Origin of the sequence: Burkholderia sp. Bmkn7 (genome assembly GCF_041103175.1) — a bacterium.
Taxonomy (GTDB): Bacteria; Pseudomonadota; Gammaproteobacteria; order Burkholderiales; family Burkholderiaceae; genus Burkholderia; species Burkholderia cepacia.
This window is the reverse complement of record NZ_JBGCUH010000002.1, coordinates 3238575-3263007: the sequence shown is the minus strand read 5'-3', so window position 1 is coordinate 3263007 and position 24433 is coordinate 3238575. Positions and strand designations below refer to the sequence as shown.

General features: G+C 66.2%; 25 protein-coding genes. 14 read left to right on the top strand and 11 right to left on the bottom strand.

Going from position 1 to position 24433, the window contains the following annotated elements:
* From pqqE to AB3K92_RS20505, 3 genes are all read left to right on the top strand, one after another.
* Positions 1-1140, top strand: coding sequence for a pyrroloquinoline quinone biosynthesis protein PqqE (gene pqqE / locus AB3K92_RS20515; protein WP_219707003.1), 1140 nt, complete (start codon positions 1-3; stop codon positions 1138-1140).
* A gap of 567 nt (positions 1141-1707) precedes the next feature.
* Positions 1708-2091, top strand: a complete 384-nt coding sequence (locus AB3K92_RS20510; RefSeq protein WP_060058415.1) for an energy transducer TonB — start codon at positions 1708-1710, stop codon at positions 2089-2091.
* A 59-nt stretch (positions 2092-2150) separates the two neighbouring features.
* Complete coding sequence (locus AB3K92_RS20505) at positions 2151-2435, top strand: hypothetical protein (protein WP_175926569.1); 285 nt, start codon at positions 2151-2153, stop codon at positions 2433-2435.
* On the opposite strand, the gene AB3K92_RS20500 is transcribed toward AB3K92_RS20505, so the two are convergent.
* Complete coding sequence (locus tag AB3K92_RS20500; protein ID WP_369465713.1) at positions 2413-4341, bottom strand: protease pro-enzyme activation domain-containing protein; 1929 nt, start codon at positions 4339-4341, stop codon at positions 2413-2415. The genes AB3K92_RS20505 and AB3K92_RS20500 overlap by 23 nt on opposite strands.
* A gap of 1058 nt (positions 4342-5399) precedes the next feature.
* Positions 5400-5738 carry a helix-turn-helix transcriptional regulator gene (locus AB3K92_RS20495; protein WP_021160302.1) on the bottom strand — a complete coding sequence of 113 codons (339 nt, stop codon included), beginning with the start codon at positions 5736-5738 and terminating at the stop codon, positions 5400-5402.
* A 78-nt stretch (positions 5739-5816) separates the two neighbouring features.
* On the opposite strand from AB3K92_RS20495, the gene AB3K92_RS20490 reads away from it, so the two are divergent.
* On the top strand, positions 5817-6716 hold the full coding sequence (locus AB3K92_RS20490; protein WP_369465712.1) for a hypothetical protein: 900 nt from the start codon (positions 5817-5819) through the stop codon (positions 6714-6716).
* 207 nt (positions 6717-6923) lie between these two features.
* Positions 6924-7157, top strand: a complete 234-nt coding sequence (locus AB3K92_RS20485) for a hypothetical protein (RefSeq protein ID WP_021160304.1) — start codon at positions 6924-6926, stop codon at positions 7155-7157.
* 87 nt (positions 7158-7244) lie between these two features.
* Here the strand turns inward: AB3K92_RS20485 and AB3K92_RS20480 are convergent, their stop codons facing one another.
* From AB3K92_RS20480 to AB3K92_RS20460, 5 genes are all read right to left on the bottom strand, one after another.
* Positions 7245-7562 carry a hypothetical protein gene (locus AB3K92_RS20480; RefSeq protein ID WP_369465711.1) on the bottom strand — a complete coding sequence of 106 codons (318 nt, stop codon included), beginning with the start codon at positions 7560-7562 and terminating at the stop codon, positions 7245-7247.
* Positions 7563-7630: 68 nt separating this feature from the next.
* Positions 7631-8509, bottom strand: a complete 879-nt coding sequence (locus AB3K92_RS20475) for an alpha/beta hydrolase family protein (RefSeq protein WP_059552768.1) — start codon at positions 8507-8509, stop codon at positions 7631-7633.
* A gap of 79 nt (positions 8510-8588) precedes the next feature.
* A complete protein-coding gene (locus AB3K92_RS20470) occupies positions 8589-9383 on the bottom strand; it encodes an alpha/beta fold hydrolase (RefSeq protein ID WP_369465710.1) in 795 nt (264 codons plus the stop codon).
* Entirely contained in the window at positions 9380-10186 is an 807-nt protein-coding gene (locus AB3K92_RS20465; RefSeq protein WP_021160308.1) for a DinB family protein, read from the bottom strand. The genes AB3K92_RS20470 and AB3K92_RS20465 overlap by 4 nt, the downstream gene beginning before the upstream one ends.
* 87 nt (positions 10187-10273) lie before the next feature.
* Positions 10274-11044, bottom strand: a complete 771-nt coding sequence (locus tag AB3K92_RS20460) for an alpha/beta hydrolase (RefSeq protein ID WP_042975586.1) — start codon at positions 11042-11044, stop codon at positions 10274-10276.
* A gap of 182 nt (positions 11045-11226) precedes the next feature.
* On the opposite strand from AB3K92_RS20460, the gene AB3K92_RS20455 reads away from it, so the two are divergent.
* On the top strand, positions 11227-11823 hold the full coding sequence (locus tag AB3K92_RS20455) for a TetR/AcrR family transcriptional regulator (protein ID WP_059709392.1): 597 nt from the start codon (positions 11227-11229) through the stop codon (positions 11821-11823).
* 65 nt (positions 11824-11888) lie between these two features.
* On the opposite strand, the gene AB3K92_RS20450 is transcribed toward AB3K92_RS20455, so the two are convergent.
* Positions 11889-12320, bottom strand: a complete 432-nt coding sequence (locus tag AB3K92_RS20450; RefSeq protein ID WP_059494943.1) for a YciI family protein — start codon at positions 12318-12320, stop codon at positions 11889-11891.
* Positions 12321-12528: 208 nt separating this feature from the next.
* On the opposite strand from AB3K92_RS20450, the gene AB3K92_RS20445 reads away from it, so the two are divergent.
* The gene (locus AB3K92_RS20445) at positions 12529-12759 is read left to right on the top strand and encodes a hypothetical protein (protein ID WP_021160313.1); all 231 of its coding nucleotides are present in this window, start codon (positions 12529-12531) and stop codon (positions 12757-12759) included.
* A 199-nt stretch (positions 12760-12958) separates the two neighbouring features.
* Here the strand turns inward: AB3K92_RS20445 and AB3K92_RS20440 are convergent, their stop codons facing one another.
* The 3 genes from AB3K92_RS20440 to AB3K92_RS20430 all read right to left on the bottom strand — a co-directional run bounded on the left by AB3K92_RS20440 (position 12959) and on the right by AB3K92_RS20430 (position 16253).
* Complete coding sequence (locus AB3K92_RS20440; RefSeq protein WP_021160315.1) at positions 12959-14380, bottom strand: MFS transporter; 1422 nt, start codon at positions 14378-14380, stop codon at positions 12959-12961.
* Between the two features lie 160 nt (positions 14381-14540).
* Positions 14541-15302 carry an ABC transporter permease gene (locus AB3K92_RS20435; RefSeq protein ID WP_059620304.1) on the bottom strand — a complete coding sequence of 254 codons (762 nt, stop codon included), beginning with the start codon at positions 15300-15302 and terminating at the stop codon, positions 14541-14543.
* Positions 15303-15305: 3 nt separating this feature from the next.
* Positions 15306-16253 (bottom strand): ABC transporter ATP-binding protein, encoded by a 948-nt coding sequence (locus tag AB3K92_RS20430; RefSeq protein ID WP_021160317.1) that lies wholly within the window; start codon positions 16251-16253, stop codon positions 15306-15308.
* 431 nt (positions 16254-16684) lie between these two features.
* On the opposite strand from AB3K92_RS20430, the gene AB3K92_RS20425 reads away from it, so the two are divergent.
* From AB3K92_RS20425 to AB3K92_RS20395, 7 genes are all read left to right on the top strand, one after another.
* On the top strand, positions 16685-16981 hold the full coding sequence (locus tag AB3K92_RS20425; RefSeq protein WP_021160319.1) for a cupin domain-containing protein: 297 nt from the start codon (positions 16685-16687) through the stop codon (positions 16979-16981).
* Positions 16982-17599: 618 nt separating this feature from the next.
* Entirely contained in the window at positions 17600-19195 is a 1596-nt protein-coding gene (locus AB3K92_RS20420; protein WP_369465709.1) for a DUF2957 domain-containing protein, read from the top strand.
* 71 nt (positions 19196-19266) lie between these two features.
* Complete coding sequence (locus AB3K92_RS20415; RefSeq protein ID WP_059589774.1) at positions 19267-20520, top strand: DUF2957 domain-containing protein; 1254 nt, start codon at positions 19267-19269, stop codon at positions 20518-20520.
* Positions 20521-20594: 74 nt separating this feature from the next.
* A complete protein-coding gene (locus AB3K92_RS20410; RefSeq protein ID WP_048026405.1) occupies positions 20595-21419 on the top strand; it encodes an OmpW family protein in 825 nt (274 codons plus the stop codon).
* Positions 21420-21540: 121 nt separating this feature from the next.
* The gene (locus AB3K92_RS20405; RefSeq protein WP_021160324.1) at positions 21541-22044 is read left to right on the top strand and encodes a hypothetical protein; all 504 of its coding nucleotides are present in this window, start codon (positions 21541-21543) and stop codon (positions 22042-22044) included.
* 180 nt (positions 22045-22224) lie between these two features.
* Positions 22225-22731, top strand: a complete 507-nt coding sequence (locus tag AB3K92_RS20400) for an activator protein (RefSeq protein WP_369465708.1) — start codon at positions 22225-22227, stop codon at positions 22729-22731.
* Positions 22732-22965: 234 nt separating this feature from the next.
* Positions 22966-24057, top strand: a complete 1092-nt coding sequence (locus AB3K92_RS20395) for a hypothetical protein (protein WP_369465707.1) — start codon at positions 22966-22968, stop codon at positions 24055-24057.
* Positions 24058-24433 lie beyond the last annotated feature (376 nt).

The following is a 24433-nucleotide window of genomic DNA, read 5'->3' as shown; positions in this document are numbered from 1 at the left end:
ATGACGCCCGACACTTCCCGTCCGTCCGCGCCGCTGTGGCTGCTCGCGGAACTGACGTACCGATGCCCGCTGCACTGCGCGTTCTGCTACAACCCGGTCGATTTCGCGACGCACGGCGCGGAACTCGACACCGATGCGTGGCGCACGGTCATCAGCGATGCGCGCGCGCTCGGCGCCGCGCAGATCGGTTTCTCGGGCGGCGAGCCGCTGCAGCGCGACGACCTCGAGACGCTCGTCGCGCATGCGCGCGGGCTCGGCTTCTATACGAACCTGATCACGTCGGGCGTCGGGCTGAACGTCACGCGCATCGAGCGGCTCAAGGCGGCCGGGCTCGACCATATCCAGTTGTCGCTGCAGGATTCGACGCGCGAGCTGAACGATTTCCTGACGAGCACGCGCACGTTCGAGCTGAAGCGCGGCGTCGCGCGGCTGATCAAGGCGCACGGCTACCCGATGGTGCTCAACTGCGTGCTGCATCGCTACAACCTGCCGCACGTCGGACAGATCATCGAGATGGCGCTCGACCTCGGCGCCGATTACCTCGAGCTCGCGAATACGCAGTACTACGGCTGGGCGATGGTGAACCGCGACCAGCTGATGCCGACCGTCGAGCAGGTGCGCGAGGCGGAGGAAACGGTCAACCGCTATCGCAAGCTGATCGGCGAGCGTTGCAAGATCCTGTTCGTCGTGCCCGACTATTTCGAGCGTCGCCCGAAAGCGTGCATGAACGGCTGGGGTTCGGTGTTTCTCGGCGTCGCGCCGGACGGCACCGCGCTGCCGTGTCATGCCGCGCGGTCGCTGCCGGGGCTCGCGCTGCCGAACGTGCGCGACCGGTCGCTGAAGGAAATCTGGTACGACAGCGACGCATTCAACGCGTATCGCGGCGAGGACTGGATGCGCGAGCCGTGCCGCACGTGCGACGAGCGGCATGTCGATCACGGCGGCTGCCGGTGCCAGGCGTATCAGTTGGCCGGCGACCCGGCGCAGCCCGATCCGGTGTGCGAGAAGTCCGCGCATCACGGCCGGGTCGAGCAGGCCGTGCAATTCGCGCGGCGGCCCGCGCCGCGCGACGAACGACCGCTGGTGTTCCGCAGCAAGGAGAATTCGCTCGCGCAATGTGGGGCGGCCTGCGACTGCTGAAAAGGCAACGGCAACGGCAACGGCAACGGCAACGGCGCGGCTAACACGGCAAGGCAACGCGATGGAAGACGGATCGATAGATATGCACTCCTCTTCATGTCGGCGATGTGGCGCGCATGTACGAGGATGGGTGAACGCGGGAAGGCGGGGGCGATGAGCACCGCTGCCTTCGGCGCGCGGCAGGCGACCGGCGTGCGTGGTGCTGCTGGCGATCGGGCACGCCATCGCGGAATTTGCGTCGCGTCGGTTTTCGCAGTCGTATGCGCTCTGCATGCTGCCCTGTTCGTTCTGCTCGCACATCAGCAGATCGTACGACGCGAACCACTGCAACGGCAGGTGATGGTGGCGACGCTGATCGCGGCGGTGCCGGAGGCGTCGACGATGGCGGCTGCGAAGGCGAAGCCGGTTGCCGCGTCGCGCGCGGTGCAGGAGGCTACGTCTGCGCCCCGATCATCTGCGGGCAGTGCGTTGCGGACGAACCGGCAGGTCGCGTCCGGCCGTACCCGCCCACCGGCGCATGATGCGCCCGCGCCGGCTCCGGCACGGCCAGATCCGTCCCCGCCGGCCGTGGCGCAACGCGATACGTCGCACGGCGACGCGGCCGCACGGATGCCGACGCAGACACCGACGCCGACTCAACCCGAATCCCGATCGTCTTCCGTATCTGCGCCGCCGCGCTTCGTCGCGCATCCCGACTGCGCGCTGGTCAAACCCGACTACCCGCCGCAGTCGCTGCGCCTGGGCGAGCACGGCACCGTGCTCGTCGAGCTGGAGACCGATGCGACGGGGCAGATCGTCGCCGCGCGTGTCGTGACCGGCAGCGGTTATCCGCGTCTCGACGCGGCGGCGCGTGAAGCCGTACTGGCGAGCCGCTGCGCGCCGCATGTGTTCGACGGCGCTCCGGTGCCGACGCGGGCACGCGCGCCGATCGCGTTCAACCTCGACGACTGACAGGACACGTCATCACGACAATCCATGGAATCGAGCACGGATGGACGCAGGGTGACCCGATGACGCGCGCGGTCGCGCTGTTGCTCGTCGCGATGTCGATCGCATCGTGGACGGCGATCGTGATCAAGGCGATCGAACGCGTCGGCATCCGTTGCCGCGCGGTGAGCGCGGAAGCGCGCTTTCGGGGCGCCGGCGGCGCGGCCGGCGCGATGCACACGCTCGGGGAGCAGGACAGTCCGTTCGTCGATCTCGTTCACGCGGTGTCGCGTTGCATGGACGATGCGATGCGGCACCTTCGCCGCACCGCATCGTGCCGGGGGCTTACTTCGCCGAACTCGCGCTGACCTTCGCGAAGTCCAGGCTGCCGAAGCCCGTATCGTCGTCCCAGCCGGCCTTCGCGGTATAGCCGTGGCTGCTATAACCGTTGTTGCCCGAGGTCACGTCGTGGAGCAGCGACGTATTGGTCGGGAAGTTCTGGTAGAACGCCGACGTCGGCAGGCCGAGGCTGTTGTTGTTCGCCGATTCGACCCGCGCCCAGCCGCCGACGAAGATCGGCGAGGCGAGGCTCGTGCCGCCGACGAGCTGGTTGGCCTGCCCGTTGATGACGATGTACGCGCCCGTCGATTGCGCGGCGTCGAACGCCACGTCGGGCACCACGCGTTTCGTCACCGTGCTGCCGAGCGCGGCCGTCTGCCAGCTCGGCGCGGTTTCGAACGCGCTCACGCCGCCGCCCGTCGCCCAGATCCGCACGGCGTTGTCGACCGGGTTGCCGTTGCTGTCGAGATCCGCGTACGCGACGCCTTCGTTCCACACGGTTTCGCCGGCCCACGTCGTGGTGCCGGTGGTCGAGAGCGTCGTGCCGCCGACCGCGACGACATACGGCGAACTCGCGGGCGACGACACGCTGTACTTGGACAGGTTGATCGTCGTCCTGACCGACGTGCCGTTGTACGTGCCGATGTAGCCGGGCGCGCCTTGCGGCGACGTCGACCATTGATAGACGCCCGCGTCGCCGGCCGAGACCGAGAAGACCTGGCCCTGCGCGACGGCCTGCTTGAACACCGCGTCGTCGGCGGCGAGCGAGCCGTCCGAGTTCGCGGCGGTTTCGTCGAGGCCGAGCGACACGTTGATGACGGTCGCCTTGTTGTCGGTCACGGCCTTGTTGTACGCCGCGGTCAGCGTCGCGTCGGTGAGGCCGCTGTCGTTGCTGTCGCCGTTCACCGCCGAGTAGAAGATCAGCTGCTTGACGCCGCCGGACGTGCCGATGATGTCCTGGCTGTCGAGATCCCATTCGCCCGGATCGCCGTCGTCGGCCAGCGTGCCCGATCCGCCCGCGACCACGGCCGTGTTGACGGTCGGCAGGCCGGCATTCTGCGTGAAGGTGTTCAGGTCGGCGATGGTCTGGGTCATGTCGCCCCAGGTGATGATGCCCACCGTGGTGTTGGTCGCGGCGGGCAGGCCGCTCGCATCGTAGATCTTCGCGAAATCGGTCGGCTGGTGGCCGACTTGTTGCGACGCGGCGGCCGCGTTCTTCGCGATCCTGTTCGGCTCGATGGCGGCGGCCGGCGCGAAGCGGTGGAGCAGGCGGTGCGGCACGGCGGCGTTCTGCAGGCCGAGCACCGCATCGACGACCGGGCCGAGCGACGCCGGGATCAACGCGGCCGAATCGTTCGCGAAGACCGGCTTGCCGCGATAGTTGAAGCGCTTGATGCTCGCGTGAAAGCCGTTTTGTGCGTTGGTCGCGTTGCCGTCGGCGGAGACCAGTGTGTTGTTCTCCGACACCGTGACGTTGCTGAAGCCGTTTGCCTTCAGGTGGGCCACGACGGCCGCGACCTGGTCGTCGGTCGGCGCGAAGCGCGCCTTGAACTGCGCGGGCGTCAGGTACTTGCGGTAGTTCGCGCTGCCCGGCTGGTTGACGTCGCGCAGGAACGCGTCGAGCTGGTCGGTGTTGCGGTTCTTCAGCACCACGGTGACATGCAGCGGCTGGCTCAGTTCGAGCGGGGTGACGTGCGTGTCGGTGAGCGCCGGCGTGCCGATGCTGTTGAGCGAGTACGCAGGCTGGGCCTGCGTGGCGGCCGAAGCAGCCGCGGCGGGCACATTCGACAGCAGTAAAGCGGCGGTGCGGGTCGGCACCCAGCTGGTGGCGGCCTGGGCGGGCAGCGGTGCCAGCGTGGCGGCTAGCGCGAGCGGCAGTGCGGCGAGGGCAAAGCGTTGCGAGCGTGTGCGATTGACGTGCTGAGTTCTCTGCATTGTGAGCTCCGAGATTTCGACGAAGAACCGGTGCAGCGCGCGACCCGGATCGCGGGTAGCGGCAGGGCGGCGCATGCAACCTGACGCAAGACCGGACCGACCGGCGTGATTCACGGCGACATGAGTTTTCCTCCCCCTCCCACCATCAAGATCGGAGGCCGGCCCGGGTGTCGGATTCGCGTTTCGCGAACGTCGATCCCGCGCACGGCCTGCTGTCGTGCCGGCTCGCGTCGCAGCAACGGCGCGCGTGCCGGCCATCTGTTTCCCTTCAATCTGCTGTTGCGGATGCTTCACTGCGTTATCACTTAATTAGGAATCCAATGTATGAAATCCGTATAAGCGGGCAATGCATTGTCGAGCGACGACGTGGTGTGCGTGTTTCGTGTGAGGTGCTGCGGGCGAGATCGAATGTCCCGGTCAGCCGGGAGAGATGTCGACATCGTCCTCTTCCGCCGGAAGCGGAACGGGATGACCGGTGAAGCGGGAGCTGTGTATTGCGAGCGAGTGCTGCGGCTTACGAATCAGCTACTTGTCGTTTGAAACGTAATAAAAACGGAAGTGGATTGTCGGGCCGTTGATTCCCTGATGCGGATTCGATTTCCCGGCGAGATTTCTTGCGGGGAAAGATAACAAGAAAGAAAACGACGAGTCAAACTTTTTTTGATTGGGTTTAAAAAGTTTAGATAATCGCTTCTCAGGGTGTTTTTTATAAACGGGAAACGATGATGTAAGTCGTTCGTCATCCTTGACGAATGAGGCATTGACGCAATGCAGGCGAAGCGCAGGCGTCGCCGAGAACCGGCGCGGCCGGCGTCAGCTGTCCGCTGTCCGTTGTCATTTCGCGGCGGCGTTCCGACGCCGGATCTCGAGGTTTGCTTGCTGTCGTGTGGCGGGAGCGCGCGCGTTCGGCGCAGCGCTCGATTCCCTTCGATTGAAGCCGGGCGGATCGCACGCCTGGTGTTGCACGGCATCTTCTTTTCCTTCTTGCCGGCTTTCCTGCTTCGCGCAGCGGCGGCGCGCGGGTCGCGCGCCATGTGCCGCGCATCACGGCCCGGCGATCATCCGTCGTCCGCCTTGGCCTGCAATCCCTTCAACCCCTGGATCACGACCAGCAGCGCGCGGCCGTGCTCGTCCGATCCGTCCCACGCGTCGACGATCGCGTCGCGCAACAGGTCGTTGTATTGGCGGCGCGATGGCTCGGTATCGACGCCGTAGAAATTGCATAGCTTATTGAATGGCGCGCTGCGGCGCAGCCGATGCCCGTTCGACAGCCTCAGGCGCGATACGGTCGGCTGGCTGACCCCGGAGAGTCGCGCTATTTCACTGGACGAGCGTGTATCTGCCAGCAGGCGGCGCAACAGGTCTTGTACGGGAAAATCTTGGTCCGGGGCTTCCATGCGATGCATTATACCTATACAGTTACGGCTGTTGAATGGGCTTGCTGTCACCAGCGAGGCTGTATCCCGAGAAAGTTGATGACACTGAAACACCTCCCACCCACGTTCTGCTGGACCAAGATCGGTACCGAGTCCGGCGAGGAACTGCCGACCGTCGTGCTCCGCAAGGAATGGGAGCGCCGGCTCGGGGGCGGGCGTTTTCTGTGGGGCATCAACCAGCCGCTCGGCAACAGCGCGCAGATCGCCGCGCATCGCACGGGTTCGCTGCTCGCGCTGTTCTCGCCGGTCGCGTCGCGCCCGCGCGCGGGCGAGCGCAAGGACGCGCTGTTGTGGAATGCGTGGATCGACGCGAGCGGGCAGGTGCGGCCGTTGCCGCCGCATACCTTCATCGCGAGCCGCTCGACCTTGCCGTCGGGCCGGCGCCGCGAACAGCACTACGCGCTCGTCTGCGCGTCCTCCACCGCGCTGACGGTCGGCACGCAATTGCGCGTGTTTCCCGATCACCTGCGCAGCGTGAGCACCGGCAAGGCGCTCGGCGCCGCACAGGGCGCGGCCGTGGTCGATTGCGTCGGGCGAGCGAAGGAGCAGACGGGCAAGAGCTATCCGCTCGCGCTGTCGGTCGAGCTCGAGGCCCCGTATTTCGTGCGGCTCGCCCAGCCGTGCGTGCTGAAGGCGCGCGATCTCGCGGAAGTGAACAAGGCGACGCGCGCCGGTGATTTCGATCGTTTCGTCGAACTCGTCGCGCGCTTGCGCGGCCGTTCGCCGACGGACGCCGTGCGCGGCGTCACACGCGATCTGTTCGACGTGCCGCCGATCGAAACGGCGGCCGCGTATGTGGCGCCCACGCACGTGGCGCGCTTGCGCAACCGGCCGGCGGCCGAGCATCCGCGCGATCTCACGGGCGACCTGTTCGACCTGTCGCCGGGCGAAGCGACCGCGTTCGCGGGCCTTGCACATCCGCGCGTCGGGCGCGCGTGACGAATCGCGCGCAGTACGTCGCGCAAGAATTTGTTGCAATCTCGCCATAGCGGAGCGGCGAGTGCAGAGGGACAATCGGCTCGAAGCGCGCTGCGCGGCGGCCGATGCGTCGACGATCGACGGGTCGTGGTTCGCGCTGCCGACATGCGCACCACGCACACGGGGCGTCGGCGTGCTTCACACTGCAACCCTGAGGGAGAAGTGTCGATGTCGACCCACATCTGTTCGCGGGAAGCCCGGGCCGCGCAACGCTTCGTCGAAGCGACGCGCAACGTCGATCAGGCCTTTCGCGCCGTGCGCGGCGAAAGCGACGACGACGGTTCGTCGGCCGAATACGCGCGCGCGATGTCGCGCCTCGATCGTGCGCTCGCCGAACTGGCGCGTGCGCAGGAGTTCTTCGATCGCGTGGTCGGCGCCGATACGACTGCGCACGACAGCTGATTCCGCCGCTTCCATGTATCCGCGCGTCGAGTGACGCGCGCGCCTCTTCATGCCGGGCAGGGCAGCCCGGCATCTCGTTCGTACTATTCAGATTTCAGACCTTGCGGCCTTCGGCCGGATAGCCGGGATCGGTATACCCGTGCGTCGATGTGTGCCCGGGCGGCACGAGCGAATCGACGAACCGTTCGTCGTCCGGCCGGGTTCGAGCGTCAGCATAGCGATGTCGCTGTCCCGATGCGCATCGGTGCGCAGCCCTGCGATCGTCGAGCAGACGATGCGGTTCTTCATGACCCATGCGAGCGCGAACGCCACCGATGTCGCACAGCGCCCGGCCGCTCGCGTGAAACTGCGCTTGCGCGCGACGGCGATGACGGCGGGGAGGTCCGCCAGGTTGTCGCGCGGCATGGGAGGTGTCGGGTGGTCGATGCCAGTGCAACGTACCACCGGGTTCAGCGGGCCGCGCGGCGTACGCGTCAGCCCGCGCGCGTCATCTCCGGCACAGCCGGTGCGGGATGGTACGCGTAACCGCGATGCTGGAACGAGGTCGCGAAGAACCGCATCTGGTAGCGGATCGCATTCGCCCAGTAATCCCACGTATGACCGCCGGGCCGCTCCGTATAGTCGTGCGGCACGCCGAGCGCGAGCAGGCGTTCGTGCAGCGTGCGGTTCGAGCCGACGAATGAATCGTCGCGGCCGCAATCGATCGCCAGGTCGAGATGGGCGCGCACGAACGCGCGCGCGCTTTCGACGATCACGTTGCGGTTCCAGAATGACGAATGGCGTTCGGGATCGCCGAACACGTGGTCGATGCCCGGCTCGTCCGCGCAGCAGCGCGGATCGACCGCGCCGCTGATGCTGCCGACCGCGCCGAACGTGTCGGGCCGGTCGAGTGCGATGCGCAGTGCGCCGAAGCCGCCCATGCTGAGCCCGGTGATCGCGCGCGCGTGCTGCGTCGCGATCGTACGGAAATGCAGGTCGACGTAGGACACGACTTCATCGCCGATGAAGGTTTCGTAGCGGCTGCCCGAATCGAACGGGCTGTCGATATACCAGCTTTCGTGCCCGCCGTCGGGCATCACGAGGATCACGTGATAGCGGTCGGCGAGCGCGGCGATGTGCGTGTTCGACGTCCAGTCGGTATGGTCGCCGCCCGAGCCGTGCAGCAGATAGACGACCGGATAGCGTTCGTTGCCGCGGTTGTCGCGCGCGTAATCGTCGGGCAGCACGATCGTCGCCTTCAGCGTCTCGCTCATCGCAGCGCTCGGGATCGCAACGACCCGCGCATGAAACGCGAAGGCAGGGCTCGTGACGGCCAGCAGCAGAAGCAGCCAGAAGGTACGTGCCAGGTGCATCGATCGTTGCATGTGTCGACCCAGTCCGGCGTCGGGCGCCGGGAAAACCCTGTTCCGGTGACTCTAGCAACCGCGCCTTTCAACCAAATTTCGGCGAATCATACGGTTTCGACATTTTCCCCGCCTGACGACCGGAGTTTCCTGCTGCGCCCAGGATGCGCGCGATTGCATCGCGAAACGCATCCGGCCGCTCGGCCGGAATCAAGTGCCCGCAGCCTGCGATCGTGTCGAAGCCGGCGCAGTGCGCGAGCGCCCAGTCGGGCACGTGCCAGCCCGTGCGTGAGCGTTCGCCGGCGACGAGCCAGACGGGATGACGCTCGAACACCTGCGCGAGCGCCTGCAGGTAGCCGGGTTCGCCTGTCGTCGCGACGACGGAGCGGCCCATCGCGCGCAGCGTCGATGCAGGCTGATGCGCGAGCCAGCGGCGGGCGTCGTCGAGCTGGGCCGGCGACGGCGCGTCGATCGCGCCGCGCAGCCAGCCGGGCGCATCGGCGCGCAGCCCGTCGAGCATCGCATCGGCTTCGTCGGGTGTCATGCGGCCGACCGACGCCGACCAGAACGCATCGTCGAGCGTGAAGTTGCCTTCGACGTTGACGATCCGCCGCACGCGTTCCGGGTGCGCATGCGCGAACAGCATCGCGATCGCGCCACCGACCGAGTGGCCGACGACATCGACCGGCTGCGCGCCGAAGTGAGCATCGACGGTTTGGCGCATATGGTCGATCTGGCCGGCAAGCGAGATCGCGTCGAATGGCGCCGCGCGATATGCGCCGTAGCCGAGCAGGTCGGGCGCGAGATGCGGGCCGTTCCATCCGCGCACGTCGAGCGTGCCGATGAAACCGTGAATGAAGACGACGGGCGTGGGCTGGGTCATGGCGCGGGCGGGCAAGGAAGGGGCGGCAATGCGAGTTCGGCGAGCAGTTCGTCGAGTTCGAGCACGTGCGTGCGGTCGTGATCGAGCAGTTCGCGCACGAGTTCGTCGAGCGACATGCGGCGGATGCCGTCGCGCAGCCCGCAGCGTGCGAGCTGCGCGGGATCGAGCGCGGCGGCGACTGCGCACAGCGCCGCGCGGCCCGTGCGGAACGCCGCGACCGCCGCGTCGAGCGGCTGCGCGAGATAGTCGCGTTGCGCGGCGAGTGCGGTGCCGTCGACGGAGGCGATCACCGGCAAGTCGAGCGTGCGTACGGCGTCGATGCGTTCGGCGAACACTGCGTCGAGATCCCGCAGGTGGCACGCATGCTCGACGAGCGAGAAGCCCGTGCCGTCGGGGCGGCGCGTCCGCAGTGCGGCCGGCACGTGCGCCGCATACGCGGCGAGCCGATCGGGCAGTTGCGCCAGCGCGGCGACGACACCGGCGAACGGCAGCAACTGCGGATGCGCGCTGAACACCGCGCCGTAACTGAACAGCGTGCCGCCGAGCCGCCCGCGCGCCTGCACGACGTCGTGGCCGTGGCGGCGCATGACGTCCGCGACCATCGCGCCGCAGAACTGGCGGGCCGTCGTGTCGGTTTCGATTTCAGGGAATTTCAGCGCGATCTCGTGCTGGATCGCACCGATCGCGGCGACGCCCACGCGCGACAGCGCCGCGAATTCGACGTAGCGCTCGGGTTGAGCGATCAGTGCTTCGAGCTGGGCGCCGAGCGCGGTGGTGCGGAAGCGGTCGAAACGGGAATGCATGATGGAAGGCGTTCGCCGGGTAACGTATCAAAACGATACGTTACCCGGTGGGGAGCGTCAACCGGGGAAGTCGGGCGATGCGCGGCATCACTCCTTGCCGGCGCCCCTGGCGGCCTGTTCGATCAGCTTCGCGACTTCGGCCGGATGCGAGATGTAGGCCACGTGGCTCGACTTGAGTTCGATCGTCTTGCTTCCGGCGCGTTGCGTCATGAAGCGTTCGAGCTCGGGGTTGATCGCGCGATCCGCGGAGGCGACCACCGCCCAGCTCGGTTTCGTCCGCCATGCGGCGTGCGTGATGGGTACGCCGAACGACTGCGCGGCCGGCGTGACTTGCGAGATCGCCATGAATTTCGCTTCGGCGGCCGGCACGTCGGCCGCGAAGTCGGCGTGGAACGACGCTTCGTCGAAATACAGGTGGCCGTCTTCGGTGGCCTTGATCGCCTTCGTCGCGGGCGGCGTCTTCTTGGTGAGGTCGAGCGGGCTTTCGCCGGTGTCGGGCTGGAACGCGGCCACGTAGACGAGGCCCGCGACCTTGTCGTCGTTGCCGGCTTCGGTGATCACCGCGCCGCCGTAGCTGTGGCCGACGAGGATGCTCGGGCCGTCCTGCGCGTCGACGACACGCCGGGTCGCCTTCACGTCGTCGTCGAACGACGTTTCGGGTTGCTGAACCACCGAAACCTTGTAGCCGTCGCGCGTGAGGATGTTCGAGACGGCTTGCCAGCCCGAACCGTCGGCGAAGTAGCCGTGAACCAGTACGACGTTCTTGACGGGGGCCGCGACGGCCGCATGCGAACCGAGCGCGGCGGCGGACAATGCGAGTGCCGCGGCGATCTGGCGGACTTGGGAAAAACGCTTCATTTTCATTCTCCAGAAGGAAGACAGGGTAGGAAACCGTCGGATATCGACAGCTATCTCGTTCTGTCGATACGCTCATCCTACTAGTAGGTAGGGTGAGATGCAATGAAAAATCACGGCTGGAAAAGAGTATCTCAGGGCGGTAAACTATCCCTTTTTTTCATCCGACTAGATGGTAGGCAGATATGACGGTAACGGGGGACAGTACGGCGGGCCGCATTCTCGAGGCCGGGCGGCAACTGATCATGCGGCGTGGCTACAGCGGGTTCAGTTACGCCGACATCGCCGACGCGATCGACATCCGGAAGGCGAGCATTCACCACCACTTCCCGACGAAGGCGGACCTGGCGGTCGCCGTGCTGCAGCAGTCGCAGGCGAAATTCGATGCCGACATGGCGCTGCTCGACGCGAGCGGCGCCGACGCGCTGGTGCAGATGCGCGCATACATCGGCTACTGGGAACGCTGCATCGCGGACGACAGCGCGCCGTTCTGCGTGGCCGGCATGCTCGGCGCGGAGCTGCCGGCGCTGCCTGACGAAGTCGCGCGGGCCGTAAAGGCGCATTTCGACGACCTTGCCGCATGGCTGGTGCGCGTGCTCGAGGCAGGGGTGAAAGACGGCATCGTGCAGCCGGACGTGTCGGTGCAGACCGAGGCCGCGACGTTCGTGGCGCTGGTCTATGGCGCGATGCTTGCCGCGCGGGCGTACGGCAATGCCGGGCTGTTCCGGGACGTGACCGGCGGGGCGGTCGAGCGGCTCGCGGTGCCGCGCAAACGCGCATGAGCCGCGCACACTCAAAAAACAGGGCGCGCCCGGCGGTCATGTGAAACCGTCCGGCGCCGCCCGTCTTACGCGTGTTTCCCCGCCTCCGCTTGCGCACTCTGCCGCGCTTTCAGTTCCTGCAACTCGGTCGTGAATGCCGGGCTGAAATCTTCGGCCTCGAACAGCGGGCGGATCTCGATGTCGGAGTCGCCGGGCATCGGGTTCGGGCAGCGCTTCACCCATTCGACCGCTTCTTCCATCGATTTCACCTGCCACAGCCAGAAGCCGGCGACGAGTTCCTTCGTTTCAGCGAACGGGCCGTCGATGACGGTGCGGTTCCTGCCGGCAAAGTGCACGCGCTTGCCGCGCATGCTCGGGTGCAGGCCGTCGGCGGCGAGCAGGATGCCGGCTTTCGCCAGTTCTTCGTTGAACCGGCCCATCGCGGCGATCATTTCGGGGTCGGGCATCCGGCCGGATTCGGAATCGGCGGTGGCCTTGACGATTACCAGGACGCGCATGGTCGTATCTCCTTGAAAGGAATGAGGGGGCGCCGCCGGCCGCGCCGACGGCAAAACGATCGGTTACGACAACACGACGCGCGACGGCGACGCGAATCGACATCGGTTCCGACGAATATTCGGGGATGCACGCGCCGGCGGGCGATGCGGCGGAGCCCTGTGCCAAAACTGGTATGCTGATCCCCACCACGTTCACGCGGAGGGTGCCATGGCTGCTAAGGAAGTGTCGAAGAAGAAGTACCTGAAAATCCTGAACAAACGCCTGCGCGCGGAACCGGAGGCCCCGGCCGGCGCGTCGTTTGTCTTTTTCCCGCTGGGTGCGAAAGCGAAGAACGCGACGGGTGTCGTGTCCGGCGACGCGCGCAGCAAGCGCGAACTGGCGGTGATGGCCGCGGTCCAGCGCAAGGCGGCCGAAGAGTTCGTCGTCGCCGGCGCCTGACCGGAGCCAGCCGGACCGTCGTCGGGTGGCCGCCTCCACGGCTTACGCGGCGGCGGCCTCGCAATGCGCGATCGCGCCGGCGAGCACGCGCGGGATGTCGTGTGTGATCGGGCGCGAATCCTGTCAGTTCACGCAGCGGCCGGCACGGCGCTGAACGCCATGCCAGCCGGAAAGCACGCCCGGGTCGTCGACTCGGCGTTCAGGACATCTTGTCGGCCGCTGCCGCATACCGGCCGCCGCCGCCCGCTTCGTCGCCTGCCGCGAGCTGTTCCAGCGCGAGCCCCTTCGTCTCGATACCGAGCGTCCACACTGCAATTGCCGCCGCGACGAACGACAGCGCGCCGAGCGTGAACACGCCGCCCTGGCCGAACACCGGCAGCACGACGCCGACCACATAAGGCCCGATCAGCGAGCCGACGCGCCCGATCGCCGATGCGAAGCCCGACCCTGTCGCACGCGCACCCGTGCCGTACAGTTCGGGCGTGTACGTGTACAGCGCGGCCCACATCCCGAACAGGAAGAACTGCATCGCGAGGCCGGTGACGATCAGCAGCGTCGTGCTGCCGCCGTACAGCGCGCTCTGGCCGTATGCGTATGCCATCGCACCGCCGCCGATCAGCGACGCGATGCAGGTCGGCTTGCGCCCCCAGCGTTCGACGAGCCACGCGGCGCACAGGAAGCCCGGCACGCCGCCGAGCGAAATCAGCACCGTGTAGAACACAGATTTCGTGACCTCGAAACCGGCCTGCTGCAGCAGCGCGCCGAGCCACGACGTGAGGCCGTAGAAGCCGAGCAGCGCGAAGAACCACAGCAGCCACACCATCACCGTGCGGCGACGATACACGCCGCTCCAGATCTCGCGCAGCGCGCCGTGGCCGCGTGCCACGACCGGTTCCGCAAGCCGCGACGGCGGCGGCAGCGTCGTGACGCCGGCCGAGCGCATCACCTTCGCCTCGATCGTGCGCATTACCGTGTCGGCTTCCGTGTGCCGGCCCGCATGCTCGAGCCAGCGCGGCGATTCGGGCACGATCCGGCGCACGACGAGCACGAACACGGCGGGAATCGCGAGCAGCGCGAACACCGTGCGCCAGCCGAACTGCGGCAGCACGAAATACGCGACGATGCCGGCCGTGATGAAGCCGAGCGGCCAGAAGCCGTCCATCAGCGCGATCAGGCGGCCGCGTTTCTCGGTCGGCACGAATTCGGACAGCAATGTTTGCGCGACCGGGAATTCCATCCCCATCCCGATCCCGAGCAGCACGCGGTAGACGATCAGCGCGTCGACGCTCTGCGCGGTCGAGCACAGGTAGGAGGCCGCGCCCCACAGCACCATGCTCCACTGGAATACCGGCCGGCGGCCGAAGCGGTCGGCGAGCAGGCCGGCGACGGCCGCGCCGAGCACCATCCCGAAGAAGCTCGCGCTCGCGACGAGGCCGGCGGCCGCGGTCGACAGGCCGAACTCCTTGCGGATCGAGCCGAGCACGAACGTCATCGTGCCGAGGTCGACCGAGTCGAAGAAGAACGCAATCGCGATGATGAAGAAGATCCGCTTGTGATAGCCGGAGAACGGCAGGCGTTCGAGCCGGGCGGCGGCGGAGGCGGGAGCGGTGGCGGCGGGCATGGCGTCCTCTGAAATGAAAAGGGGCCGCGAAGCGCGTGCTTCGCGGCCCCGATGCTTCGTCTTCAGTAGACGCGACCACAAAATGCCGCATCAGAGGAAAAACGCCGCCTGCTTGCCCAAATGCGTCATCGGCGGCGGCGCGAGATGCGGCCGCTTTGCATCAGTTCTTCAGCTTGTAGCCGGTGCGGAACATCCACGCGACGATCGCCAGCAGGATCACGAGGAACAGCGCGGTCGCGGCGAGGCTGATCCACACGTGCACGTCGGCGAGCCCGTAGAACGACCAGCGGAAGCCGCTGACCAGGTAGACGATCGGGTTGAACAGCGTGATGACGCGCCACGCGGGCGGCAGCATGTCGACCGAGTAGAAGCTGCCGCCGAGGAACGTGAGCGGCGTGATGATCAGCAGCGGCACGAGCTGCAGCTTCTCGAAGCTGTCGGCCCAGATGCCGATCACGAAGCCGAACAGGCTGAACGTGACCGCCGTCAGCACGAGGAACAGCACCATCCAGAACGGATGCAGGATGTGCAGCGGCACGAACAGGCCGGCCGTGGCGAGGATGATCACGCCGAGCAGGATCGACTTCGACGCGGCCGCGCCCACATACGCGATCACGATCTCCCAGTACGACACGGGCGCGGAGAGGATCTCGTAGATCGTGCCCGTGAAGCGCGGGAAGTAGATGCCGAACGACGCGTTCGAGATGCTTTGCGACAGCAGCGACAGCATCACGAGCCCCGGCACGATGAACGAGCCGTAGCCGATGCCGTTCACGTCGCTGATGCGCGAGCCGATCGCGGAGCCGAACACGACGAAATACAGCGACGTCGAGATCACCGGCGCGATGATGCTCTGCATCAGCGTGCGGCGCGTGCGGGCCATTTCGGCGCGGTAGATCGCGCGGATTCCATGCAGGTTCATGCGTCAGGCTCCTTGCTGCACGCCGTTGCGGCGGTTGTCGATCAGGCTGACGAAAATGTCCTCGAGCGAGCTCTGCGTCGTATGCAGGTCGCGAAAACCGATGCCGGCCGAACCGAGCGCGTTGATCAGCGTCGCGATGCTCGCGTCGTCGCGCTGCGAGTCGTACGTGTAGACGAGCGCTGTGCCGTCGTCCGCGCGTTCGAGGCCGAACGGCGCGAGCGCGGGCGGCACGTCCGCGAGCGGGTGCTCGAGCTGCACGGTGAGCTGCTTCTTGCCGAGCTTGCGCATCAGCTCGCGCTTCTCCTCGACGAGCACGAGTTCGCCGCCGAGGATGATGCCGATCCGGTCGGCCATTTCCTCGGCTTCCTCGATGTAGTGCGTGGTCAGCAGGATCGTCACGCCGCTTTCGCGCAGCGAATCGACGAGCTTCCACATGTCGCGGCGCAGCTCGACGTCGACGCCGGCCGTCGGCTCGTCGAGGAACAGGATGCGCGGCTCGTGCGACAGCGCCTTCGCGATCATCACGCGGCGCTTCATGCCGCCCGACAGCGTCATCAGCTTGTTGTCGCGCTTGTCCCACAGCGACAGCGCCCTCAGCGTCTTCTCGATATGCGCGGGATCGGGCGCCTTGCCGAACAGGCCGCGGCTGAACGACACGGTCGCCCAGACGGTTTCGAACGCGTCGGTCGTCAGTTCCTGCGGTACGAGGCCGATCATTTCGCGGGCCGCGCGGTAGTGATCGCGGATGTCGTGGCCGCCGACCGTCACGCGGCCCGAGGTCGGCGTGACGATGCCGCAGATCGAGCCGATCAGCGTCGTCTTGCCGGCGCCGTTCGGCCCGAGCAACGCGAAGATCTCGCCGGGGCGGATGTCGAGGGTCACGTGCTTCAGCGCCTGGAAGCCGGACGCGTAAGTCTTGGAGAGGTCGGAGACGGAAAGGATCGGTTGCATGCTCACGGATGGCACGGCCGGCCGGCGCAACGGTGTGCGCCGCGCGTGCCCGGCGCCGCCGCCGCTGCGAAGCGGCCGGGACCGGGGACGGCATGGCGAACGGGCGTCATGTCGAACGGCGTTGTGGTGCGGGATCGCGGGATCGCCATATTAGCAATCGACAGATGGAAATGCATTCTCGTGGAAAGGGCGAGCATTACCGGTGTCGGATTGGCGCGAATTGACGGCGCATTACCCAATAACGTGGGTGATTTATTTGCGGCTTGCGAACAATGAGCGCCATTTTCCGCGAACAGGGAGGCGATCGCGTGTCCGCCCGGATGCGGCGCGGCCGGCCGACTGTGCCGCCCGAAGCCCGTCGCGCCGTACCGGGACGGCGTGTGCCGCGCTCGCGATAATGCGTTCCTTTCATCGTTTACGGAGCGAAACGCATGTCTTTGATCGATTTCAAATCCGTGGCGGCCGCACAGGCCGTCGCGTGGAAATCCACGATCGTCGGCGAGGTCGGGCCGGCCAGGATCAAGGTGCTGCGCATGGATGCGCAGGCTTACGAAGCGGAAGTGCACGACTACAACGAGGGGCTGCTGGTGCTCGACGGCCGGATGATGCTCGAGGTCGGGGGCGAGACGGTCGTCGTCGAGGCCGGGCAGATGTACCTGGCGCTTGCCGGCACGCCTCACGCGGTGCTGCCGGGCAGCCACGGCACGCTCGCGATCGTCGACGTATGAGGTTGCGCCGCAGCATGCGGGCGGAGCGTCGAGGGCCGGCCGGCAAGGCAGAGCGCGGGATCGGCCATGATTATTCAAACGCGTGTTACACGGGCCATGTATTTGTCTGAGCAAATAAATTGAAGGCTGTTTGAAAATCTGTCAAATCCCCGGCACGCACTGCGATTGCGCGGTTTCGGCCGTTTGGAACTCTGCATCCATTTACTTGTAGGAATCGTCCGATCATAGTCTCGTCAAACGACGCATCACGATAACGAATCAAGCGTACGGATGGAGACCAATTGATGAGACGCCTATCCGCGGGGCCAGTCGGACTGCCGTTTCCCGTTTTTTCGCTGAACGCAGGCGCGATGCAGGTCGCGTACCTGCGTTGTCATATCGCCGTGTAGCGGCGAACCACATCCCGTTTCGATTGTTCTCACGGCGCCGTGCCGCATGACGGCGCCGCGGGAGAGCGCTTGCCTGCCGCCGCGGCGCGTGCCGCATTTGCCTGACCGGCATCGCGGCAACCTGGCGCACACCGTCATGCGCCGCGCGTTCGTGCGGCGGCGCGATACCAACCGGCGGGCCATGCAGCCTGTCCGGACGAGACTTGTCGTACCTGAAAAGGAGGGGTTGATGATTTGTATTCCTGAATGGCGGAAAGCGATCCTGTCGTGCGCGGTCATCGCTTTGCCGTTCGTCGCCGGTTGCGGCGGCGGCGACGATCCGGGGCCGATCAACGTGCCGCAGTGCTCGGGGAGCGCATGCGGGCCGAGCGGTTCCGTCACGACGCCGCCCGTCGTCACGAAGCTGTGCCCTGACGCGCTCGATTACACGACGACGTATACGGGTGGCGCAGGCAGCGGCGAGTACGTGAAGGTGAAGTTCGACACGACGAAGATGACCTACCAGATGCAGTTCATCGAATCGTCGGTGCCGACATCGGCAGGGCAGGTCAACAACACGCGCGCAGGCCTGACGATCAGCGGCGCGTTCCATCATCCGACCACGCTCCCGACCGCCGAGCAGAACCGCTGTGCGTTCGTGCTCGACAGCGGCGCGACGAGCGACGGCGCGTATTCGGTGACGATCAACCGTGCGGATCCGCCGATGCTGTTCGTCGGCAATGGCGTGGTGGGCGGCGGGATTCCGGGGGCGACGATTGCGTTCGCCGGTATCCCGCTGCTCCCGGGCATCACGCTCGGCGTCGTACCGTCGCGCACCTTCGATTTCTATCCGTTCATCGGCTTCACCGACACCGAAACCGACTTCACGAAAGTGGCGGGCAACTACAACGAGGTCGGCATCCATCTGTCGCCGATCGGCGGTGATGGTCAGAGCCCGACCGGGCCGGTCGGCTGGGAGCCCGACGTCGTCAACTGGAATCAGACGTTCAATGCGGACGGTTCGTGTTCTATCACGCAGGGCAGCGACTACTCGTGTCAGACGACCGGGACGCCGTGGGCGCAGCGCAAGAACGCGGACGGATCGGCAGACAATGTATTCGTGAGCAATCCGGTGGGGCAGGGGTATCCGATCGCGGGGCAGGGCTCGACGCTGATCATTGCACCGAGTCAGGCGAAAGGCATCATGATCGTCGGCAGGCTGAACGGCGTACTTGTGCCGATCGTGATTCGTGTCGGCTATACGCACGTCGATACGGTCAATCTGTTCGCATCGGTCGCCGATGCCGAAGTCGGCATCTCGATGCTGGCGTCGACGAAAGCGATTGCCGCGAACTCCCTGAAGGGGGGATATATCGGTGCGACCAGCGCATCCGCATGCGGCGTTGTGACATCCAGCGGCCAGGCGAACAAGGTGACGTCGCCGGGGCCGAGCTTCAACCCGAACATTCCGCACCCAGACCTGCCCGGTGTCTTCACCAATAACACCTTCTATTCGGTAGCAGGCAGTTGCGATGACGGCACGGCCGTCTCGACGATGGCCGCGAACTATACGTCCACGCTGTTCCAGGGCAGTACCGCGGCGTTCATCGATCCGCAGACGTCGGGGGTGACCTCGCAGTTCGGGCTCGACTACACGCAGGCGACGCCCGGCAAGATCAAGGTCACGGCCACGCAGGACTTCAACGCGAAGGGCGCGAGCGGCAACGTGGCGATCTTCAAGAAGGGCGACACGGGCTGGCTCGTGACGGCCGGCAATGTCTACGCGATGGTCGTCAACAACAGCCAGGTCAACCCGTTCTTCACGGTCGGCGCGTTCGTCCAGTAACCCTGTATTGAACACGTAACACCGGCGGCGCATGCGTCGCCGCCGGCGAATCGAATTTCAAGAGGATTCCTATGAATGTGAAGCAATGGATGGCCGCTGCATCGCTCGCGCCCGTGCTGGCTGCGTGCGGCGGAGACGGCGACCCGCCGCCCGCGCCGGTGGTCCGGCTGTGCCCGCAGACGATCGACTACAACACGGTGTTCATCGGCGGCTCGGGATCGGGCGAACTCGTGAAGGTGCAGCTCGACACGACGAAGATGACGTACCGGATGACCTATCTTGCGTCGCCGGTGCCGACCACGACGGGCACCGTGCAGCCGACGCGCGATACTGCGCCCGCCAATGTGGTCGACGGCACGCTGGCCGACGAGACGGGGCTGCCGACGGTGAAGCTGAACCAGTGCACGTTCCGGATGCAGAACGCGAGCCTCGACCCGAGCCGGCCCGCGCGGCTGTTCCTCGGCGAAGGCGTGCTGGGCGGCGCGATCCCCGGCGCGACGATCCAGTTCGACGGCGTGATCGGCGTCGGCAAGATCCCGAAGACGACGTTCCCGTACTACCCGTTCATCAGCTTCTCGTCGCTGGAAACCGACCTGACGAAGATCGCCGGGAAGTACAACCAGCTCGGCTACCACCAGGTGCCGTCGCAAAGCTTCCAGCCGGTGGCGCTCGACCAGCAGGTGACGATCAACGCGGACGGCAGCTACGTCGAGACCGACAACTTCGGCAAGAAGAACGGCGGGCAGCCGCTCGCGTCGAGCGCGACCGTGAACCAGCCGTTCACGCTGCGTCCGGATGCGCCGGCGTTCCAGTCGCTCAACTACCTGCCGCAGATTCCGCCGACGCTCGCGGCGGTCGATCCCGCGAAGGCCGGCAAGGGGATCCTGATCGTCGGCAAGCTGCGCAACCAGCTCGTGCCGATCTTCATCCGCACCGGCGCGGCGAATGCGGACCTGACGCAGGGCTCGCCGAGCGCGGACGACGAATCGGGCATCTCGTTCCTGAGCCCGCAGACGGCGATCACGCAAGGCTCGCAGAACGGCGAGTACACGGGTGTCGACAGCGCGTTCAACTACCGCGCGACCGCGCTCGTCGGCGCGCAGGCCACGCTGCTCGATCCGTTCAACGCGTCGCAGGCCGCGCTCACGCGTGCACTGAACCTCGATTTCACGCAGAAGGTGCCGGGTGTCGTCACGACCGTGCATGCGGATGCGGCGTCGGGGCCCGCGACCGGCAAGTTCGTGTTCACCGGCGGCGTGTTCGGGTTCCTCGACATGAACGATACGAGTAATCCGTACTTCACGGTCGGCGCCTTCGTGCAGTGACGCAAGCCCGGATGGAGACACGGCGGCGCCGCGCGAAGGGGCGCGGCGCCCGGACAGAACGAGAAGGAGACTTCATGAAGAAGCTGATTGTCGCGGGTGTCGTCGCAGGCATATCGACGCTCGCATCGGCCCAGCAGGCGGGCGACAACGTCGCGACGCTGGGCTGGTTGCACATCATGCCGCAGGATTCGACCAACGGGCTCACGACGAATCTCGCCGGCATGCCGATCAACGGGCCGCTGCGCCTTCCCGGGTCGTTCACGTCGCCGGGCACGAGCCTGACTGTCAACAACGCCGATACGGTCGGCCTGACGCTCACGCACTTCTTTACCGACCACATCGCGGTGACGTCGGTGCTCGGCGTGCCGCCGGAGTTCACGCTGACCGGGCACGGCACGATCAGGCCGCCCGGGCCGTCCGGCGCGCTGGGCAGCGTCAACATGGACAACCCGGCCAACCAGCCGGCCGTGAAGAACGCAAGGCAGTGGAGCCCGACGATCATTCTGCAGTACTACTTCAATTCGCCGACGGCGAAGTTCCGCCCGTTCGTCGGGATCGGCGTGGCCTACAGCTGGTTCAGCAACATCGAACTGAACGGCAACTTCGCGAAGGACATCAACGAAAACCTCGGCAGCGTGCTCGCGGCGGGCGCCGGCAAGCCGGGGCCGACGTCGGTCGAGGGCAAGGCGTCGTCGTCGTTCACGCCGGTCTACAACGTGGGCGCGAGCTACGCGATCGACAAGCACTGGGGGCTGACGGCGACGCTGACGTACATGCCGCTGAAGACCTACTCGTCGCTCGTGATCAAGGCGGCCGACGGTTCGACGCTCGCCACCACGCGCACACGGTTGAAGGCGGATCCGCTGATCACGTTCGTCGGGATTTCCTACAAGTTCTGAGCCGTCCGGCGCGCATGACGCGCACCGGCGGCTTCCTGCGACCGTCGGGCCGGAACGATCCGGCCGGGCGGTCGCGTTCCTGGCGGCGTGCCGCCATTTGTGAAGAGAGGGGGCAGTTCAAATGAGCATTCGCAAAATCGTATCGCTTGTTGCTGCAGTGGCTTTCACCGCGGTTTCCGCCGCGCCTGCTTTCGCAGTCACCGTTTCGCGGGCTGATGGTCAGCCGATGAACCCGAATGGCGAGCCGTTCTCGGCGACCGGGCTCACGAACCTCAGCAAGGGCGCGATCAGCGCAGGCTGTACCGCGACGTTCAACGGCACGATCACGTCGACCGGCATCGTCAACATCACGTCGACGACGTTCTCGGGCGGCGCGACATGCTCGTTGATCAACGGCAGCGCGAGCAGCACGTCGCCGTGGACGGGGCAGGCCGACAGCACGACGCAATTGTCGATCAACAACGTGAAGGTGAACGTCACGCTGCTCGGCACCTGCGGGCCGAGCAAGGTTGTCACGACGTGGAGCGATACGAACTCTTCGCTGACGTTCAATAACGCCACGCTGACGCCGGATTGCACGGTGGGCGGCACGGTGCTGACGTCGCCGAAGTTCCACGTGCAGTAAGCGTCGCGGATCGAAGCGGGTACCCGCCGCGCGCGAGGGCCGTGCGACAGGTGCGGCGGGTATTCGCGGTTTCGATGGGCTCGTGCCGTCGCGTGCATGGGCGCGGCGGCCGGATTCATTCGGCAGAGCGGTCGCGTTTCTCGTGTAAGGCCGCCATATATCAAGAGAGAGGCCGTACAGATGAACATTCGTCAAATTGCATCGCTTGTTGCTGCAGTGGCATTCACCGCGGGTTCGGCCGCGCCTGCTTTTGCTGTGACCGTTTCGCGCGTGGACGGCCAGCCGATGAATCCGAACGGCGAGCCGTTTTCCGCGTCGGGGCTCACGTCGGTCCAGAAGGGAGCGTTCAGTCCGATCTCCTGTACGACGACGGTCAACGGCACGGTCACGCCGACCGGCACCATCAACATCACGTCGACCCAGTTCACCGGCGGCACATTGTGCGTGTTGTTCACCGGTAGCGCGAGCAGTGCGGCGCCATGGACGGGAAACGTGGGCAGCACGACGCAAGTGTCGATCGACAACGTGAAGCTGGACATGCGGGTGCTCGGTACTTGCGGACCGAGCAAGGTCACGACGGCGTGGAGTGATCCGGACTCGCGGCTGACGCTCAACAACGCCGTGCTGACGCCGGATTGCACGGTGAACGGCTGGATCATGACGTCGCCGAAGTTCCACGTGCAGTAAGCGTCGAGAGTCGAAGCGGGGAACTCGCCGTTCACGAAGGCCGTGCGGGATGTACACGGGTTGCCGCTTCGTCGATGCGCTCGAGCCGTCTTCCGTATCCGCGTGACGACAGGCTGGCCGCACGTATCGCGATCCGATGCGTGTGGCGTTGCAGGATCGGTACGGCGTACCGCGCCATCCGATTCGACTGAATTACCACTATTCCAAATTGGCCAGAACTATCCCGGAAGACCCATGCTTACCGATCCAGCAAAGTATGGCGATGCCCGCGGCGCGACGCCTGACCGGCTGCGCACGGCCGCGTGGCTGCAGTACCTGATCGAACATCTCGACGCTGCCGCTTGCGTCGCGATGGCGGCCGACGCCGGCGACACAACCGTCGCCGCGTCGCAGGCGATACGCATGCGGACAGGCGCGAATCTGTCTCGTGACGCAACGGCCGTGCTTCACGGGCTCGCGCCGTGGATCGTATCGGACGGCAGCGCCTGTGCATGCGACCTGACCGACCCGCACGGCGCATGCTCGCATGTGCCTTCGATGCAGCAGCTCGCCGAAGCCGAACGCAGTTGTCCCGGCTCGCGAGCCGTGTTCGACACCGCGCACGGCGTGATCGATGCGTGCGCATTCGACGATCCCGATGTCGGCTGGGCCGCACTCGAGCGGATTGCCGGCGGTCTCGAATGCAGCGGGGGGGATGCCGGCACATGCACCGCACATGAGACGGGCGTGCAGGGCGACACGCTGCCTGCGAAGAACCTGAGAGACAGGCTCGCCGTCATCGCGGCGGCGAGCGGAGAAACGTCGACCCTGCCGGGCGCCGTCATCGACGCGATCGTGCTGCATGTATGCGGGCCGCGTGACGATGCATCGCGCATCGACGAGATGGCTGCGCTCGTGACGTTCTCGGCCGTGCTCGCTGCCGGCAACGGGATCTCCATTGCCGCGTATGGCGGTGAGCACAACCTCGTCGCGCGGGCGATCCGCACGCATCGCGCCGATCTCGCGTCGGTGGACGGGCTGCTCGCGGCGTTATCCGTATGCAGGCTGGATCGACTCGTCGGTGCGGGCAGCTTTTGGGCTTACTACGCGCTGGCGGGCATCGTGATCGAAGCGCCGGACGTCGTGCGCGAAATCGGTCGCCGCTTTCATGGCGACGAGTGGCAGGCGTGGCTCGATCACGTGCTCGCGTGGCCGGCAGTCGATCGCTTCGGGCCGAAGGAGGACATCGCGTTCGATCACCTGCGTGGCGCAATGAGCCTGACATCGCGATGGAATCCGATCGTCCGCGGGAAGCGGATGCGGAAGCGGGCCGGTGTAGCGCCCTGATTCCACGAGCAAGGGGGCAAGGCCGGCTGACGCGCCAGCTTTTCCGAAGCCTCTTTCGAAGTAATCCGCAAGGATGCCAAACGATTCGCGTACGCGCATCCTGATTCGCGCGCCATGCCGGACCCCGTTCGCTCACGCGAACGGGCATCGGGCGGCAGCGCGCCGAGCCGTCATGCCGTCACCAGTCCACACTGGCCGCACACCGCACCATCCATCCCGCCTGCGCCCCCCGATTCCGGCGCCATCGCCCGAACGCAGTATGATTCCGCAGACGATGCCGGCGACCGCTTCGACGTCACAGCCCGCCCGCGTCGCCGAAGAATTGCCAAGCTTGCTGTAAGCCGGACGCAAACAGCCGCCGTGTGAGAGCGCCGCC